Below are 14,177 nucleotides of genomic sequence, written 5' to 3'. Positions count from 1 at the left end.
TGAAAAGCGAGACCCGGTGGACGGTGAAACACCTGGAGGCCGGCACCCTGAGGTGGACCTCGCCGAGCGGGCGCGCATTCGTGACCGAGCCGGCCACCTGCATCCGTGCGGTGAAACCCGAAGCGCCGCCGCCGGAGCCCGACCCAGGGTTGCCTACCGCCGCTGAAATCGCAGATCCTGCGATGAAAACTCCGCCCGTGTTAGGGTAGTAGCTGGTCTTACGACCCTTCACCAGGACGCGAACACGCAGCCACGACCCCATTGGGACGGCCATTTCGTATGGTGAGGCCCTGACGGATGCGGTCCCATGATCGCTCCAGCCCACGCCCGAAACGGCGTCGAGGCCGGTCACGGCCTACCCGTCCGACACAGCGCGCACCCGACACGTCGGCCGTCAAGACGGCCGCGCCCGGCGTGCCGGGGAGAATCCGTGACCGAAACCATTGCCGTGAAGGCAGATCGACTGTACAAAGCGTTCGGGCGTCGCCCGCACGAGGTAGTCAAGAAAATGAAAGCGGGATCGAGCCGCGACGAGGTGTCCTCGCTGGGCACCGCCGCCGTGATCGACGCCTCCTTCGAGGTGCACCGTGGCGAGATATTCGTGGTGATGGGGCTGTCCGGCTCGGGCAAGTCCACCCTGATCCGCATGCTCAACGGTCTACTGGATGCCACCTCCGGCACCGTGACCGTGGCGGGTCAGCCGATCACCGGCATCCCGGCCGCCCAGCTGCGGGACGTGCGTCGCAAGAACATCTCCATGGTCTTCCAGCACTTCGCCCTGCTGCCGCACCGCTCGGTCATCGACAATGTGGCCTACGGACTCGAGGTGCAGGGTATGGGGCGCGAGGAACGCCTGGCCAAGGCCCGCACCATCATCCGTCTCGTGGGGCTCGACGGCTGGGCCGACAGCCTGCCGTCTGAACTCTCCGGTGGGATGCAGCAGCGCGTCGGCCTCGGCCGCGCACTCGCCGCCGACACCGATGTGCTGCTGATGGACGAGGCCTTCTCGGCTCTCGACCCGCTGATCCGCCGCGAGATGCAGGAACAGCTGATCGAGCTGCAGGCCGAGCTCGGCAAGACCATCATCTTCATCACGCACGACCTCAACGAGGCCATGTTCCTGGGTGACCGCATCGCGGTCATGCGCGACGGGCGGATCGTTCAGATCGGCACGCCGGAAGAGATCCTCACCGACCCGGCCAACGATTACGTCGCCCAGTTCGTGCAGGACGTCGACCGTGCCCGGGTGCTGACCGCTGCCAGTGTGATGGAGCCGGTGCGCGCCGTCGTCACGACCACCGGTGGTCCGCGTGCCGCCCTCCGCATCATGCGCGACTTCCAGACTTCCGCCGCGTTCGTGCTCAACCGCGACGGCAGCTTCGCCGGGGTCGTTCGCGACCGCGACGTGCTCAAACTCGTCAAGGCCGGGGACGCCGACCTGCGCTCGATCATCCTGGGCGACGCCGTCTCGGTCAGCCCGGATGCCCCGCTCGTCGAGCTGGTCGAACCCTCGGTTGAGAGCGACCTGGCCATTGCCGTCGTCGACGAGAAGAAGCGCCTGCTCGGCGTCATCCCCCGGGTGACCCTGCTGGCCGCGCTCGGCAACGTGAGCACGAACACCGGTGACCTGCCCGTGATCGAGCCGGCGGCGACCATCTCCGTCAGCATGATCACCGAAACCCTGCGCGAAACCGCGCTGGAAGGAGCCGCACTGTGAACGACTTCCGCCTTCCCCTCGGCACCATCGTCGAGGGCTTCATCGACTGGATCACCGACACGTTCGGTTTCTTCTTCGACTTCATCCGGGCCGCCTTCGACGGTGCGTATGAGCTGGTCGACTTCCTGCTGGTGACGCCGCCCTTCTGGGTGATCATCGTGCTCGCGGCGGGACTGGCCCTGGCCACCCGCGGCTGGAAATTCATGGTCGGAACAATCCTCGGCCTCACGGTGATCGTCGGCGTCGACCAGTGGGAAAACGCGATGGACACCCTCGCGCTGGTGCTCGTCGCCAGTGTGCTGGCGATCGCTTTCAGCCTGCCGCTGGGAATTCTGGCGGCCAAATCGACGGTGGCGTCCAACATCATCCGCCCGATTCTGGACTTCATGCAGACCATGCCGGCCTTCGTGTACCTGATTCCCGCGCTGATCCTGTTCCGCGTCGGCGTCGTTCCCGGCATCGTGGCCACCATCATCTTCGCGATGGCTCCGGGAGTGCGCCTGACCGAACTGGGTATCCGCGGGGTGGACCGGGAAGTCGTCGAAGCCGGCCAGGCCTTCGGCGCCTCGCCGTGGCGGATACTCCGCCAGATCCAGCTGCCGCTGGCCATGCCGACCATCATGGCCGGTATCAACCAGGTCATCATGCTCTCCCTGTCGATGGTCGTCATCGCAGGAATGGTCGGTGCCGGTGGGCTCGGAGCGGATGTCGTCGCCAGCCTGAACCGCATCGATGTCGCACTCGGCTTCGAGGCCGGCCTGGCCGTGGTGATCCTCGCGATCTTCCTCGACCGACTGACCGCGGCCCTCGGCACCGGCGACACCCCCCTCGGCCGCATCCTCGCGGCCCGCAAGCGTCGCAGCCAGCAAGCTCTGGCTGCCTGACCTGCTCACTGTTGCACCCCGGTCACCGTCAGGTGACCCGAAAGGAAACACCATGAAGAAACGATCACTGTCCCTCCTCGCCATCGGAGCCGTCGGGCTTCTCGCCCTGTCCGGCTGCGCGGCCTCCGAAGCGGAGACCGTCGGAAACGGCAATAAGGACAAGAAAGACATCACCATCGCCGTGTTCAACGGCTGGGACGAAGGCGTCGCGGTGTCCGAACTCTGGAAGGCCATCCTCGACGAGAAGGGCTACAACGCCGAGCTGGAATACGCTGACGTCGCCCCCGTCTACTCCGGTCTCTCCACCGGCGACTACGACCTGAACATGGATGTCTGGATGCCCAAGACCCACGCGTCCTACGTCAAGGAATACGGCGACGACATCGTCGATCTGGGGGCCTGGAACAAGGAATCACGGCTGACCATCGCCGTGAACGAGGACGCCCCGATCGACTCCCTCGACGAGCTGGCCAAGAACGCCGACAAGTTCGGCAATCGCATCGTCGGGATCGAGCCCGGAGCCGGCCTGACCAAGGCGACCACCGAGAAGGTCATCCCGACCTACGGCCTCGAGGACATGGAATACCTGACCTCGTCGACCGCCGCCATGCTCACCGAACTCACCGCGGCCACCAAAGCCGGCGAGAACATCGCCGTGACCCTCTGGGAGCCGCACTGGGCGTACGGTTCGCTGCCGATCAAGACCCTCGACGACCCCAAGGGCGCGCTGAAGGGCAAGGAGAGTCTGCACTCCTACGCCAAGGCCGACTTCGCCGACGACTTCCCGCGGGCCACCACCTGGATCAAGGGCTTCGACATGGACCTCGACAAGCTGTACTCGCTCGAAAAGGCCATGTTCGTCGACTACGACGGCAAGGACTACGAGCCGATCGTGGCGAAGTGGATCTCCGAAAACCAGGATTACGTGGACTTGCTCACCAGCAAGTAGCGCAACCCCACAAGGCCCGGATCCCCTCGATCCGGGCCTTTTTCGCGCACTATCGGTGGATGGCGGACACGATCGACCCCGCCCACGCGACCGCTTTCTCGAGCTCGCCCGCCGCCAGGGGACCGTGCGTGCCCTCCACGACGAACCCCACGGGCCTGGCCACGATATGGGCGCCCGCCCGCTCGAGGGCGTGCGCCATCTTGCCGGCGGCGTCTCCGTGGATGAACAGCCTGAGCCGCGTGTCGAACGCCGCGGCCCGCACCCCTCGCAGGGTTCCGTGGCTGAACTGGGCGAGGAACGTCTGCATCCGCGGCGAGGGACGCCAGCCGTTGACCGGGCCGCCCACGACGAGGAGTTCGACGCCGGTGAGACTGTCGAGTCCCAGACCGGCAACGGGAACGGCTCGGGTGTCCTCGCCGAGCTCTGCGGCAATCGCCTCGGCGATCACCTGGGTGTTGCCGAAGTTCGAGTCGTAGACGACGAGCGTGCTCATGTTTCCTGTGCCCATGGTGTCCTCCACTATCGGGTCCGGGGAGGTTCTGCCCTGATCAGTCTGCCCCCGGCCATGCGGACCGGCAAGGGATGCGGCGCCTCGGCCGGGGAGCGGTTCAGTCGTCGAGGCCGCGGGCCACCAGGGCCTCGCCGATCGCGTCCGCCGCATACAGGGAGCGCACCACGACCGGCACAGCGAGGGCCAGCAGAGATCCCTGGGTTCCCCGGGCCCGGCGGGCCTCGATCACCTCGGTCACGATCTCGGCGACGAGGGGGATGCAGCGCAGGGTGAGGGCCACGAGCAGTCCGACCCGGTCGGCGTCGATCCAGCGGCGCAACGGCCGCAGCATCCGTTGGAACCCCTCGAGCACGGCCGTGACCGTGGTGGTCAGGGTGAACAGTGCGGCCAGCGCCACCGCGATCAGCAGGCGCCCGGCCATCAGGCCGGCGACGGTCCAGCCCGCGAACAGAGCCTGCACGGGCACGGCGATCAGCAGGACCCAGAGGATCGGCCCGATCTGCTGCCAGGCCGGTGCCAGGGGCACGCGCGCCACGAGGTAGAGCCCGAACACGACCGCGAGGGCGGCGCCGAGTTGCCACGGCTCCCCGAGCAGCCCCACGATCATCACCCCGGCGGAGAGCAGCGCCAGCTTGAGCAGCATCGGTGCACGGTGGATGAGCGAGTGCCCGGGGTGGTACAGCCCGATCATGCCAGCAGTGCCCGATACGACCCGAGGGCGGCCTCCGGCGTGCCGTCGGCGACGACCCGGCCGTCCTCGATCACCACCACACGGTCGAAGGCGGCCAGCAACTCGAGCTGGTGGGTCACCACGATGACCTGCTGGCTCATCCCGAGCAGGAGCTCGGTGATCCGGCGGGCGTTCCGCGCGTCGAGCAGGGTGGTCGGTTCGTCCGCCACCACGATCTGCGGTTCAGCGACGAGCACGGCGGCCAGGGCGAGCAGCTGTTTCTGACCGCCGGACAGTCGGTGCGCCGGGTGGTCGGCATGCTGGCTGAGGCCGAACCGATCCAGCGCGGCCGTCGTTCGGGCGGCTACCTCATCCCGGGTCAGCCCGCGCCGCCGCAGGGTGAACGCGACGTCCTCCGCGACGGTGGGCATGACGATCTGGTTGTCCGGGTTCGTGAAAATGAACCCCACCTTGCGCCGCACCTCTTTGGCGTTGCGGGCCACGTTCAGCCCGTCGACCGTGACCGTTCCGCTGTCGGGGGTGATCAACCCGTTGATCAGCCGCACCAGCGTGGACTTGCCGGAGCCATTGGCGCCGACGATCCCAACCCTCCGCTCGGTGAGATTCAGACGGATGTCGCGTAGCACCATCCGTTCGCCGAACGCATGCGAGACCCCGTCGAAGCTGATCGAGCTCATCGGCGACCGGCGAAGACCTTCGGCGTGCGGGCTGACCGGCGACGCACCGGGATCAGCCCGGGGTAGGCCTTGTGCACCTGGCGTGCGACCAGCACGGTGACGACAGCCTTGAGCACGTCACCCGGCAGGAATTTCACGCTGTCGACCGCCGCAACCCAGACCGGCAGGCCCAGGTTCAGCGCGGTGACCGGTACGCCGACGAGGTAGACCACGACGATGCCGCCCAGCACGGTCGCACCCAGCGCGGCCCAGAACGGGTAGCGGGGGAGCAGCCTCCCGGTCAGGTAGCCGATGACCACCACGCCCAGCAGCCAGCCGTAGAGGTAACCGGCCGCCGGGCTCGTGGTGAACCAGACCAGCCCGCCGCGGCCGCCCGACAACAGGGGCAGGCCCGCCGCGGCCAGCACAAGGAGCAGCGCCACGGCGAAGAAGCCCTTCCGGGCGCCGAGCACGGCGCCCGCCAGCATCACCCCCAGGGTCTGGAAGGTGATCGGCACGGCCACCGCACCGATGGTCAGGGCGCCCGGCAGCCCCAGGGCAGCGATCAGGGCGGCGAAGATGGCAATCTGCGCGAGATCACGGACGGTGAGTGTGCGGGTGCGGGTGCGTGCGGTCATGCTCTTCAATCTAGAATCCTCCGGCGGCCCCGTTCCGACGAAGACCTACAAAGAATATGACCGAACTCTATAATCCTGGGCCGGCGGCGGATGTTCCGACCGGCACGGAGCCGGCGACGATCGCGTCAGCCGCCAGCGCCAGCGCCAGGTGGGACAGCGCCTGCGGCGTGTTGCCCGCCTGGTGACCGTAGCGAACGTCGTACTCCTCGGAGAGCAGGCCGACGTCGTTGGAGAGTGCTACCAGACGCTCCATCAGGGCCGTCGTGTCGGAGCCCCTGCCGGACGCGGCATACTGTTCGACCAGCCAGAACGAGCACGCCAGGAATGGTTGCTCGCCCGCGGGGAGACCGGCCACGGTCGTGTCGGTGCGGTAGCGCAGCACCAGGCCGCCGCTGAGAAGGTCGGCCTCGATCGCGGCCACCGTGCCGAGCATCCGTGGATCGTCCGGCGCGCAGAAGCCGACCTGGGGGAGTACGAGCAGGGATGCGTCCACATCGCTACCGCCGAAGTACTGGGTGAAGATGTTGCGCTCCGCGTCGAATCCGTGCCGCTCGATGTCCAGCCGCACCTTCTCGCGCAATTCGGCCCAGCGCTCGACCGGCCCGTCGAGTCCGAACTCGCTCACGCCGCGCACCATCCGGTCGAAGGCCGCCCAGACCATCACGCGGGAGTGGGCGAATTCGCGGGCCGGTCCGCGCACCTCCCAGATGCCCTGGTCCGGGCGAGACCAGTTGTGCTCGAGGTAGTCGATCAGGGCCCGCTGCAGCGGCCAGGAGAACTCCGTTTCAGTGATCCCCGCCTCGCGGGCAGCGTGCAGCGCAACCAGCACCTCGCCGATGACGTCGGCCTGGAACTGGTTGACGGCGCCGTTGCCCACCCGCACCGGTCCGGCGCCGCGGTATCCCGGCAGGCTGGTCAGCTCGCGTTCGGGGAGGTAGCGTTCGCCCGAGAGCCCGTACATGATCTGCACATCCTCCGGGTCGCCGGCAACCGCCAGCAACCGCCCGCAACAGCCAGGCCCGCCAGCCCTGGGCCTCCACCTCGTATCCGTGGGACAGCAGCACGGACCGGGTGAGGGCGGCATCCCGGAGCCAGACGTACCGGTAATCCCAGTTGCGGTGCCCGCCCCGGGACTCGGGAAGGGACGTGGTCGCGGCAGCCACGATTCCCCCGGTGGTCTCGTGCGTGAGCGCACGCAGCACGAGCATCGATCGCACCACCTCGTCCCGGAAAGCGCCTTCGTGGGTGTACGAGCGCGCCCAGCCCTGCCACCACTCGGCCGTGCGGTGCAGGGAGTCGGTGACATCCAGGGCGTGTGGCGGCTCCTCGTGCGACGGGTACCAGGCCAGTTGCAGGTCGACGGTCTCGCCGGCCGCGACGGTCAATTGCGAGACGTGCCGGTGGTCCGCCGGAGTCAGGCCGGGACCCCGCAGGATCACGGCGTCCGGACCCGCCACGGCGATCAGGTCACGCTGGTCTCCGCGGCGGAGCTGGCGAACCCAGGGCATGGTCGTCGCACAGCCGAAGCGGATGCGTAACTCCTGGCCCATCCGCACCGATCCGGAGATGCCCAGCACCCGGCGCACCAGGTCCGATCGCCGATCGCCGTGGGGCATGAAATCCAGGACCCCCACCTGCCCCGTCTCCGTCGTCCAGACCTGGGACAGGATGAAGGTGCCGTCGACATAGGAGCGTGTGCAGGTGGCCGAATCGTCCACGGGCGCCAGGAGCCATCGTCCGTGGTCCTCGTCGCCGAGGAGGGCCCCGAACATCGAGGCCGAGTCGTAGCGGGGCAGGCAGAGCCAGTCAATGCTCCCGTCCCGGCCGACGAGGGCCGCGGTGTGGCAGTCGCTGATCAGGGCATAATCTTCGATGTTGAGCGCCATGCAGACACCCTGCCAGCTAGGTTTGTCAGATGACCGCGCACATCTCGACGTTTCTTCTCCTGGGTGCGGGCGGGGACCTGTCATCCCGCCTTCTCATGCCCGCCCTGGGTCAGCTCCTGACGAAGCAGCCCGAGCGCCGGCTGCAGCTGGTCGGAGCGGGGCGGGAAGAATTCACTCCGGCCGCCTGGCGGGCCGTCGTGAAGAAATCGTTCGCCACGGCCGGAGCCTCAGGGTCCGCCGTGGACAGGGTCATCGCCGAGACCACGTATCACACGGCGAATCCCGCGGATCCGGCGGACCTCGCCCGGGTGCTGGCGGAATGCGAGGGCGTGCCGGCCGTGTACCTGGCCGTGCCTCCCGCCGTCGCCGCCCTGGTGTGTGACGCGCTCGCCGAGGTCGGGCTGCCGGCGGGCGCCCAGATCGCCCTCGAGAAACCCTTTGGCGTCGATGAGGAGAGCGCCGTCGCCCTGAACGCCCGGCTCGCCGGATTCGTGCCCGAGAACCAGATCCATCGCGTTGACCACTTTCTGGGGCGCTCCACCGTCTACAACCTGCTCGGGCTCCGATTCGCCAACCGGATCTTCGAACCGCTGTGGAGCAGCGAGCACATCGAGCGTGTGGACATCGTCTACGACGAGCAGCTCGGCCTGGAGGGCCGGGCGGGGTACTACGACCGCGCCGGCGCCCTGGTCGACATGATCCAGAGTCACCTTCTGCAGGTGCTGGCCGTGCTGGCCATGGAGCCACCGTCCTCTCTGGGAGCGGCCGACCTCCGGGATGCGAAGGGAATCGTGCTGCGCGCCACCCGGCTGCGCAACGGCAACCCCGCACGCAATAGCCATCGCGCTCGCTACACCGCCGGTGTCGTCGACGGGCACTCCGTGCCGTCGTACGTCGATGAGCACGGGGTGCGGGCGGAGAACAATACCGAGACTCTGGCCGAGGTCACTCTCGAGATCAACACCTGGCGCTGGGCGGGCGTCCCGTTCACCCTGCGATCAGGGAAGGCCCTCGCCGAGCGCCGCCGTGAAATCGTGATCACTTTCAAACCGGTGCCGTACCTGCCGACCGGGTTCGGCGCCCAGCCGGGCCCGACCGTCCTGCGGATCCTGCTGGTCCCGGACGAGATCTCGCTGGAACTGAACCTCAACGGCCCGGGGGACCCGCTCACCCTTGACCGGGTGCACCTCAACGCGGCATTCGGGCCGGGTCAACTGCTGGCGTACGGCGAGGTGCTCGAGGGAGTGCTCGGCGGGGATCCGACGCTCTCGGTGCGTGGGGACTCCGCGGAAGAGTGCTGGCGCATCGTGGCGCCGGTGCTTGCCGCCTGGCGCACGGATGCCGTACCCCTGGGGGACTATCCGGCGGGGACCACGGGCCCGGCGGATTGGAAACCCGTCGGCTGACTGACCCAGGAGCCCAGACCGGTCGGTCTGGCTGCTCGCGCCGCTCTTAAGCGACGAGTCGGGCGCGATCCGTCGACTCGGCCGCTTCGGGCGCGGCCGAGGAGAAGTGGGGCAGTGCCACGGGGGCCAGGGCTGCTCGCTCCGGCTCGGCCCACACGGAAATCGGGGCCGGCGTCCAGGACAGGGCCGTCGGCTCCGCCGAGACCTCGCCGCGCAGGGCAGCCGTCTCGATGCGCAGCACGGCAGCGAGCGAGGACGCGATCTGGTGTGCCTTCAGGCCGTGGAAGATCACATCGGTGTCGTCGCTGCTGCGGGGCACGAGGGTCCACTGCCCCTGGGTTCCGACAAGCTGCGCGAGCTGCTCGTGCAGAAGAGCGAAGACCTGTTCGTCGGTGAGCTCGGCCAGGGGCGGCGGGGTGACCGGCGCCACCGGTTCGACGCGACGTCGACGACCAAACATCGGGGAGCCCCTCTCGGCTGTGCTGAGTATTACTCCCAGTGTGCCGCCTTCACGCAGGCAAACCGTTCTGACACGCCGCAGAACCCCCGGTCAGTGCTCGATCTGGCGCTCGTCGGCGTCTTCGATGATCGTGCCGACGGCGACGGCGAAACTGAGTCCCCAGCCGATCCACATCAGGACCAGACGCCAGTCGTGTTTCTCGGTGCGGGTGGCGTGCAGGATGTTCAGCCCGCCGGCCAGTACACCGAGCATGGCACTGCTGAAAATGAACTTGCGCATAAAAGGGCCTCCTGCCTCCACGCTACCCGGCCCACCGGATATTCCTGTGATCCGACCCGTTTTTTCACCGGCCACTGCCCGCTGCCCGCCGCCCCACGAACTGCTCGCGAACCAATTCGACGGAGATTTTGCCGATATCGTGCCCCGGCGCACCGATTGGGTGGTTTTAACTCAAAATCTCCGTCGAATTGGTTCGACGCCGGGCCTGCTTCACCGGCACGGACTTCGTCGGAGCGGGCGGGCTGGTTCGCCGACCGGTCAGGGGGTGTTCGGGCCCTGGCCGATGCTCAGCCAGGCGTCGGTTCCGGGCTGGGGTCGGGCTCCGCCCCGGCTGCCCGGCCCGGTGCCGGGGGCGCTGCCCGGGCGGGAAGCGCGGGCGTTCTTCATCGCCTGGAGTTGGCGGTCGACGTCTGCTTTCGTCGTGCCGGCCGACAGCTGGCGTTCGAGGTCCGCGTCGGGCGCGGCGGTGGCATCGCTCAAGGCGCCGCTGGAGAGCAGCTCGTCGGTGGCGGCGGCGCGGGCCTGCATCTGCGCGACCCGGTCTTTGGCCCGGTCGAGGTTGATGCCGACATCGCTCATCTGGGAGCCGATCCCCGCCGCGGCCTGGTTGGCCCTCACCCGCGCCTCGGACGCGGAGTAGGTGGCCTTGATCGTCTCTTTCTCCGTGCGGAAGGCGGCGACCCGTTCAGCGAGGCGACGCTCGTTGTCGTGCAGTTGCGCCTGCTGGTGTTCCAGCGCGGTGTACTGGTTCTGCAGGGCCGCGACCTGGCTCTCGAGGAGGGAGCGGCGCTCGAGTGCCGTGCGGGCGAGGTCTTCCCGTCCCTGGTTCAGAGCCTCCTGGGCCTGGTCGGCCAGCCGCTGGTAGCGGGAGCCCATTTCCTGCCCCTGCAGCTCGATCCGTTTCTTCGTCGTCGCCACCTCGGCCAGTCCCTGCCGCATCTGCTGCAGCATCCTGACCTGTTGCTCGTAGCTGTCGTCGGGGGCCTCCCGGGGGTCCTCCAGCCGGGTCAGGGCTCGGGACGACTTGCTGCGAAGGATGACCCGCAGCCGCGAGCTGATGGTCATGATCCGTTCCCCCCGGTCAGACGGTTCGTTGACACCCGGTGCATCGCCTCAAGGACAGGAGGGGAGGGGAATGCGTCGTGGCCGTTGAGCGTGCGCAACTCCTGCACTCCGGCCCTCAGCGCGTCGACCTCATGGTCGACATCGGAATGCAGGGTCATCAGGCTGTCGTCGGTCAGGTCGCCGAGGCCGGAAGCGACGGCCGAGCGCAGGCGGCGCGCCAGCACGGCGACCTGGTCGACCCGGCGGCGCGCCACCGGTATCGCCTCGGCGAGAACGGCGGGATCGCTCTCGCTCTGCAGCAGCCGCAACTGCGATTCCAGCGTCGCGCCCTCGCTCCGGACCCGGCGAAAGAGCCGCGGGAGTTCGCCGAGCGGGCCCTCGCTGCTTCGGGCCAGGTCGACCGCTGCCTGCCCGCTGTCGAGAGTGTCCTGCAGCCGCACGCGCAGCTTCAGGACCTCGCGTTGCGGGCCCCGGACCACCCGGGCTTGTGAGCGCAGAACCGCGCCGGTCAGCATCCGGCTCGGGCGAAGGCGTTTGTAGAGCATGCGCACCACGACGAAGGTCACGATGAAGGAAACAAGGATGATGACGAAGAGTGCGATCAGCACCGAACTGAGCGTTGTCATGGGTCCGCCTTTTTCGAACGGTTCTCGTTGGGTCATGCCACGTCGCGACACGTTTGCAAACCAAAATACGCCGCTTTCCGACCCGCTGGTAGCCTTGAAAGTCCACCCAGGCGATCGCCTCCGCGCCCGCCGGAACGGACGAGACCATTTCTTCTTCAGCCGAACCCACGGCATCCGCCGATGGCCACGACGTGACCTATTCCCTGGTCGTGGTCTCCAACCGCCTCCCGGTCGAGATCGACGTCGCCGACGACGGCACCGAGAGTTGGCGCACCTCGCCCGGCGGGCTGGTCACCGCCCTGGAGCCGTTGATGCGGAGTTCCGACGGCGCCTGGGTCGGCTGGCCGGGAGTCGCCGACCGCACCTTCGAACCGTTCGAGAACGACGGCATCTCGATCGTGCCGGTGCGGCTGAGCGAAGCCGACCTCGAGGACTATTACGAGGGCTTCTCCAACGACACCATCTGGCCGCTGTACCACGACGTGATCGCACCGCCGAGCTTTCACCGCGAGTGGTGGGACGCCTATGTCCGGGTCAACCGGCGCTTTGCCGAGGCCGCCGCCGCCGCCGCGTCCACCGGCGCGACCGTCTGGGTGCACGACTACCAGCTGCAGCTCGTGCCACGGATGCTGCGCGAGGCGCGCCCCGACCTCGTGATCGGCTTCTTCAACCACATCCCCTTCCCGCCCTACGGGATCTACGCCCAGCTGCCCTGGCGCAAGCAGATCCTCGACGGCCTGCTGGGGGCCGACCTGGTCGGATTCCAGCGCCTGGCCGACGCGGGCAACTTCTCCCGGGCCGTGCGCCGCCTCTACGGTTACCCGACCCGCGGCGTCGCCATCGACGTTCCGGCGCCCGACGGCCAGACGCGGCGAGTGATCGCCAAACACTTCCCGATCTCCATCGACGCGGCCTCCTACGAGGAACTGGCCCGTGACCCCGAGGTTCAGGCGCGCGCCCGCCAGATCCGCGAAGACCTCGGCAACCCGAAGACCATCATGCTCGGCGTCGACCGCCTGGACTACACCAAGGGCATCGCGCACCGGATCAAGGCCTTCGGCGAGCTGCTCGCCGACGGCAGCCTGAGCGTCGAGGACGTCACCCTGGTGCAGGTGGCCAGCCCCTCCCGCGAACGGGTCGGGCCTTACATCGCGCTGCGGGACGAGATCGAACTGGCGGTCGGCCGGCTCAACGGGGACTTCTCGACCATCAGCCACACCGCCATCAGTTACCACCACCACGGCTACCCGCGGGAGGAGATGGTCGCCCTGTACCTGGCCGCGGACGTGATGCTCGTCACCGCGCTCCGGGACGGCATGAACCTCGTCGCCAAGGAATACGTCGCTGTGCGCTTCGACCGCGACGGCGTACTCGTCCTGAGCGAGTTCGCCGGGGCCGCCGACGAGCTCAAGCAGGCCGTGCTGATCAACCCGCACGACATCGACGGGGTAAAGGCGGCCATCCTCCGGGCGATCGCCATGCCCCGCCCGGAACGTCAGCGACGGATGCGCGCGCTGCGCCGCAAGGTCTTCGACAACGACGTCGCCGCCTGGTCCTCGTCCTTCCTCCGCACCCTCACCGAAGGAGCCGCCGTGCGCCCCGGAATCCCCGACGCCCTCGTGGGCGCGCTCCGCGAGGTCAGCGGCGCGGACAAGCTCCTCGTGGCCCTCGACTTCGACGGGACCCTCGCCCCGCACGTCGACCGGCCGGAAGATGCGCGGGCCGTGGACGGCACCCGGGGCGCCGTGCAGCGCCTGCTCGACCTGGACGGAGTGCGGGTGGCCTTCGTCTCCGGCCGGGCCCTGGTCAGCCTGCGGTACGTGTCCGACCCGCAGGATGACGTGCTGCTCACCGGCTCCCACGGGATCGAGGTGCAGCTCGACACCGCCGACATCCAGTTGGATCTCGTGGCCGCCGAACTGGAACAACTGGAAACCCTGAACCGGGTGCTCGAGGGCATCTCCGCATCCGTCGAGGGCACCTGGATTGAGCGAAAGCCCGCGGGGCGCGCCCTGCACACCCGCCTGGCCACGCCGCAGGCCGGCCAGGCCGCCCAGAAGGAGGCCAGGGACCAGCTCAGCGTGCTGATACCCGGGATGACCGTGCGCGCCGGCAAGGACGTGCTCGAGTTCGCGGTGCGGGGCAGCACCAAGGGGGACGCGCTCGAGCGGCTCCGCGAGTACACGGGAGCCGACCGGGTGTTCTACGCCGGGGACGACCTGACCGACGAGGACGCCTTCGCGGTGCTGCACGAGGGTGACCTCGGCCTCAAGATCGGCGCCGGGCCGTCACTGGCCGGCTACCGCGTGCGGGGGCCTGAGGAGGTTCCCCGGGTGCTGGGAATCATCGCGGACATCCGGGAGGCGGCCGCCACCGCGGCCGAGGCCCGGGCGAACTGAGCCCCACTTC

Annotated in this window: 14 protein-coding genes and 1 pseudogene; 5 read left to right on the top strand and 10 right to left on the bottom strand. The window is 68.4% G+C overall.

The window, feature by feature from the left end; all coding sequences use genetic code 11:
• Positions 1–352: hypothetical protein (locus E3T24_RS17735; protein WP_206750174.1), on the bottom strand; the 352-nt coding region annotated here is incomplete at its 3' end.
• A gap of 78 nt (positions 353–430) precedes the next feature.
• On the opposite strand from E3T24_RS17735, the gene E3T24_RS02545 reads away from it, so the two are divergent.
• The 3 genes from E3T24_RS02545 to E3T24_RS02535 are packed head-to-tail and all read left to right on the top strand — an operon-like array spanning position 431 to position 3,550.
• Positions 431–1,717, top strand: a complete 1,287-nt coding sequence (locus E3T24_RS02545) for a glycine betaine/L-proline ABC transporter ATP-binding protein (protein WP_241978593.1) — start codon at positions 431–433, stop codon at positions 1,715–1,717.
• Positions 1,714–2,601, top strand: a complete 888-nt coding sequence (locus tag E3T24_RS02540; RefSeq protein ID WP_134402817.1) for an ABC transporter permease subunit — start codon at positions 1,714–1,716, stop codon at positions 2,599–2,601. The genes E3T24_RS02545 and E3T24_RS02540 overlap by 4 nt, the downstream gene beginning before the upstream one ends.
• A 52-nt stretch (positions 2,602–2,653) precedes the next feature.
• Positions 2,654–3,550, top strand: coding sequence for a glycine betaine ABC transporter substrate-binding protein (locus E3T24_RS02535; protein WP_134365205.1), 897 nt, complete (start codon positions 2,654–2,656; stop codon positions 3,548–3,550).
• Positions 3,551–3,599: 49 nt separating this feature from the next.
• On the opposite strand, the gene E3T24_RS02530 is transcribed toward E3T24_RS02535, so the two are convergent.
• The 5 genes and pseudogenes from E3T24_RS02530 to E3T24_RS02510 form a co-directional block, all read right to left on the bottom strand.
• Positions 3,600–4,058 carry a flavodoxin domain-containing protein gene (locus E3T24_RS02530; protein WP_241975938.1) on the bottom strand — a complete coding sequence of 153 codons (459 nt, stop codon included), beginning with the start codon at positions 4,056–4,058 and terminating at the stop codon, positions 3,600–3,602.
• A gap of 100 nt (positions 4,059–4,158) precedes the next feature.
• Positions 4,159–4,752, bottom strand: coding sequence for an energy-coupling factor transporter transmembrane protein EcfT (locus E3T24_RS02525; RefSeq protein WP_134365206.1), 594 nt, complete (start codon positions 4,750–4,752; stop codon positions 4,159–4,161).
• A complete protein-coding gene (locus E3T24_RS02520; RefSeq protein ID WP_134365207.1) occupies positions 4,749–5,429 on the bottom strand; it encodes an ABC transporter ATP-binding protein in 681 nt (226 codons plus the stop codon). Before E3T24_RS02520 ends, E3T24_RS02525 begins: the two co-directional genes overlap by 4 nt.
• Positions 5,426–6,046, bottom strand: coding sequence for a biotin transporter BioY (locus E3T24_RS02515; protein ID WP_134434245.1), 621 nt, complete (start codon positions 6,044–6,046; stop codon positions 5,426–5,428). Before E3T24_RS02515 ends, E3T24_RS02520 begins: the two co-directional genes overlap by 4 nt.
• Positions 6,047–6,113: 67 nt before the next feature.
• A pseudogene (locus tag E3T24_RS02510) lies at positions 6,114–7,932 on the bottom strand (glycoside hydrolase family 15 protein).
• Between the two features lie 29 nt (positions 7,933–7,961).
• Here E3T24_RS02510 and E3T24_RS02505 point away from each other — a divergent pair.
• The gene (locus tag E3T24_RS02505) at positions 7,962–9,338 is read left to right on the top strand and encodes a glucose-6-phosphate dehydrogenase (RefSeq protein WP_134402818.1); all 1,377 of its coding nucleotides are present in this window, start codon (positions 7,962–7,964) and stop codon (positions 9,336–9,338) included.
• A gap of 46 nt (positions 9,339–9,384) precedes the next feature.
• On the opposite strand, the gene E3T24_RS02500 is transcribed toward E3T24_RS02505, so the two are convergent.
• From E3T24_RS02500 to E3T24_RS02485, 4 genes are all read right to left on the bottom strand, one after another.
• Entirely contained in the window at positions 9,385–9,798 is a 414-nt protein-coding gene (locus tag E3T24_RS02500) for a hypothetical protein (RefSeq protein WP_134365210.1), read from the bottom strand.
• A gap of 90 nt (positions 9,799–9,888) precedes the next feature.
• A complete protein-coding gene (locus E3T24_RS02495) occupies positions 9,889–10,077 on the bottom strand; it encodes a hypothetical protein (RefSeq protein ID WP_134365211.1) in 189 nt (62 codons plus the stop codon).
• A gap of 258 nt (positions 10,078–10,335) precedes the next feature.
• Complete coding sequence (locus E3T24_RS02490; RefSeq protein ID WP_134434244.1) at positions 10,336–11,142, bottom strand: PspA/IM30 family protein; 807 nt, start codon at positions 11,140–11,142, stop codon at positions 10,336–10,338.
• Positions 11,139–11,768, bottom strand: a complete 630-nt coding sequence (locus tag E3T24_RS02485) for a hypothetical protein (protein ID WP_134434243.1) — start codon at positions 11,766–11,768, stop codon at positions 11,139–11,141. Before E3T24_RS02485 ends, E3T24_RS02490 begins: the two co-directional genes overlap by 4 nt.
• Before the next feature lie 191 nt (positions 11,769–11,959).
• On the opposite strand from E3T24_RS02485, the gene E3T24_RS02480 reads away from it, so the two are divergent.
• Positions 11,960–14,167 (top strand): bifunctional alpha,alpha-trehalose-phosphate synthase (UDP-forming)/trehalose-phosphatase, encoded by a 2,208-nt coding sequence (locus E3T24_RS02480; protein WP_241975940.1) that lies wholly within the window; start codon positions 11,960–11,962, stop codon positions 14,165–14,167.
• The last annotated feature ends 10 nt before the right edge of the window (positions 14,168–14,177 follow it).

It is taken from the genome of Cryobacterium sp. TmT2-59 (assembly GCF_004403545.1).
In the GTDB taxonomy this organism is placed as follows: domain Bacteria; phylum Actinomycetota; class Actinomycetes; order Actinomycetales; family Microbacteriaceae; genus Cryobacterium; species Cryobacterium shii.
This window is presented reverse-complemented; position numbering and strand designations above follow the sequence as displayed.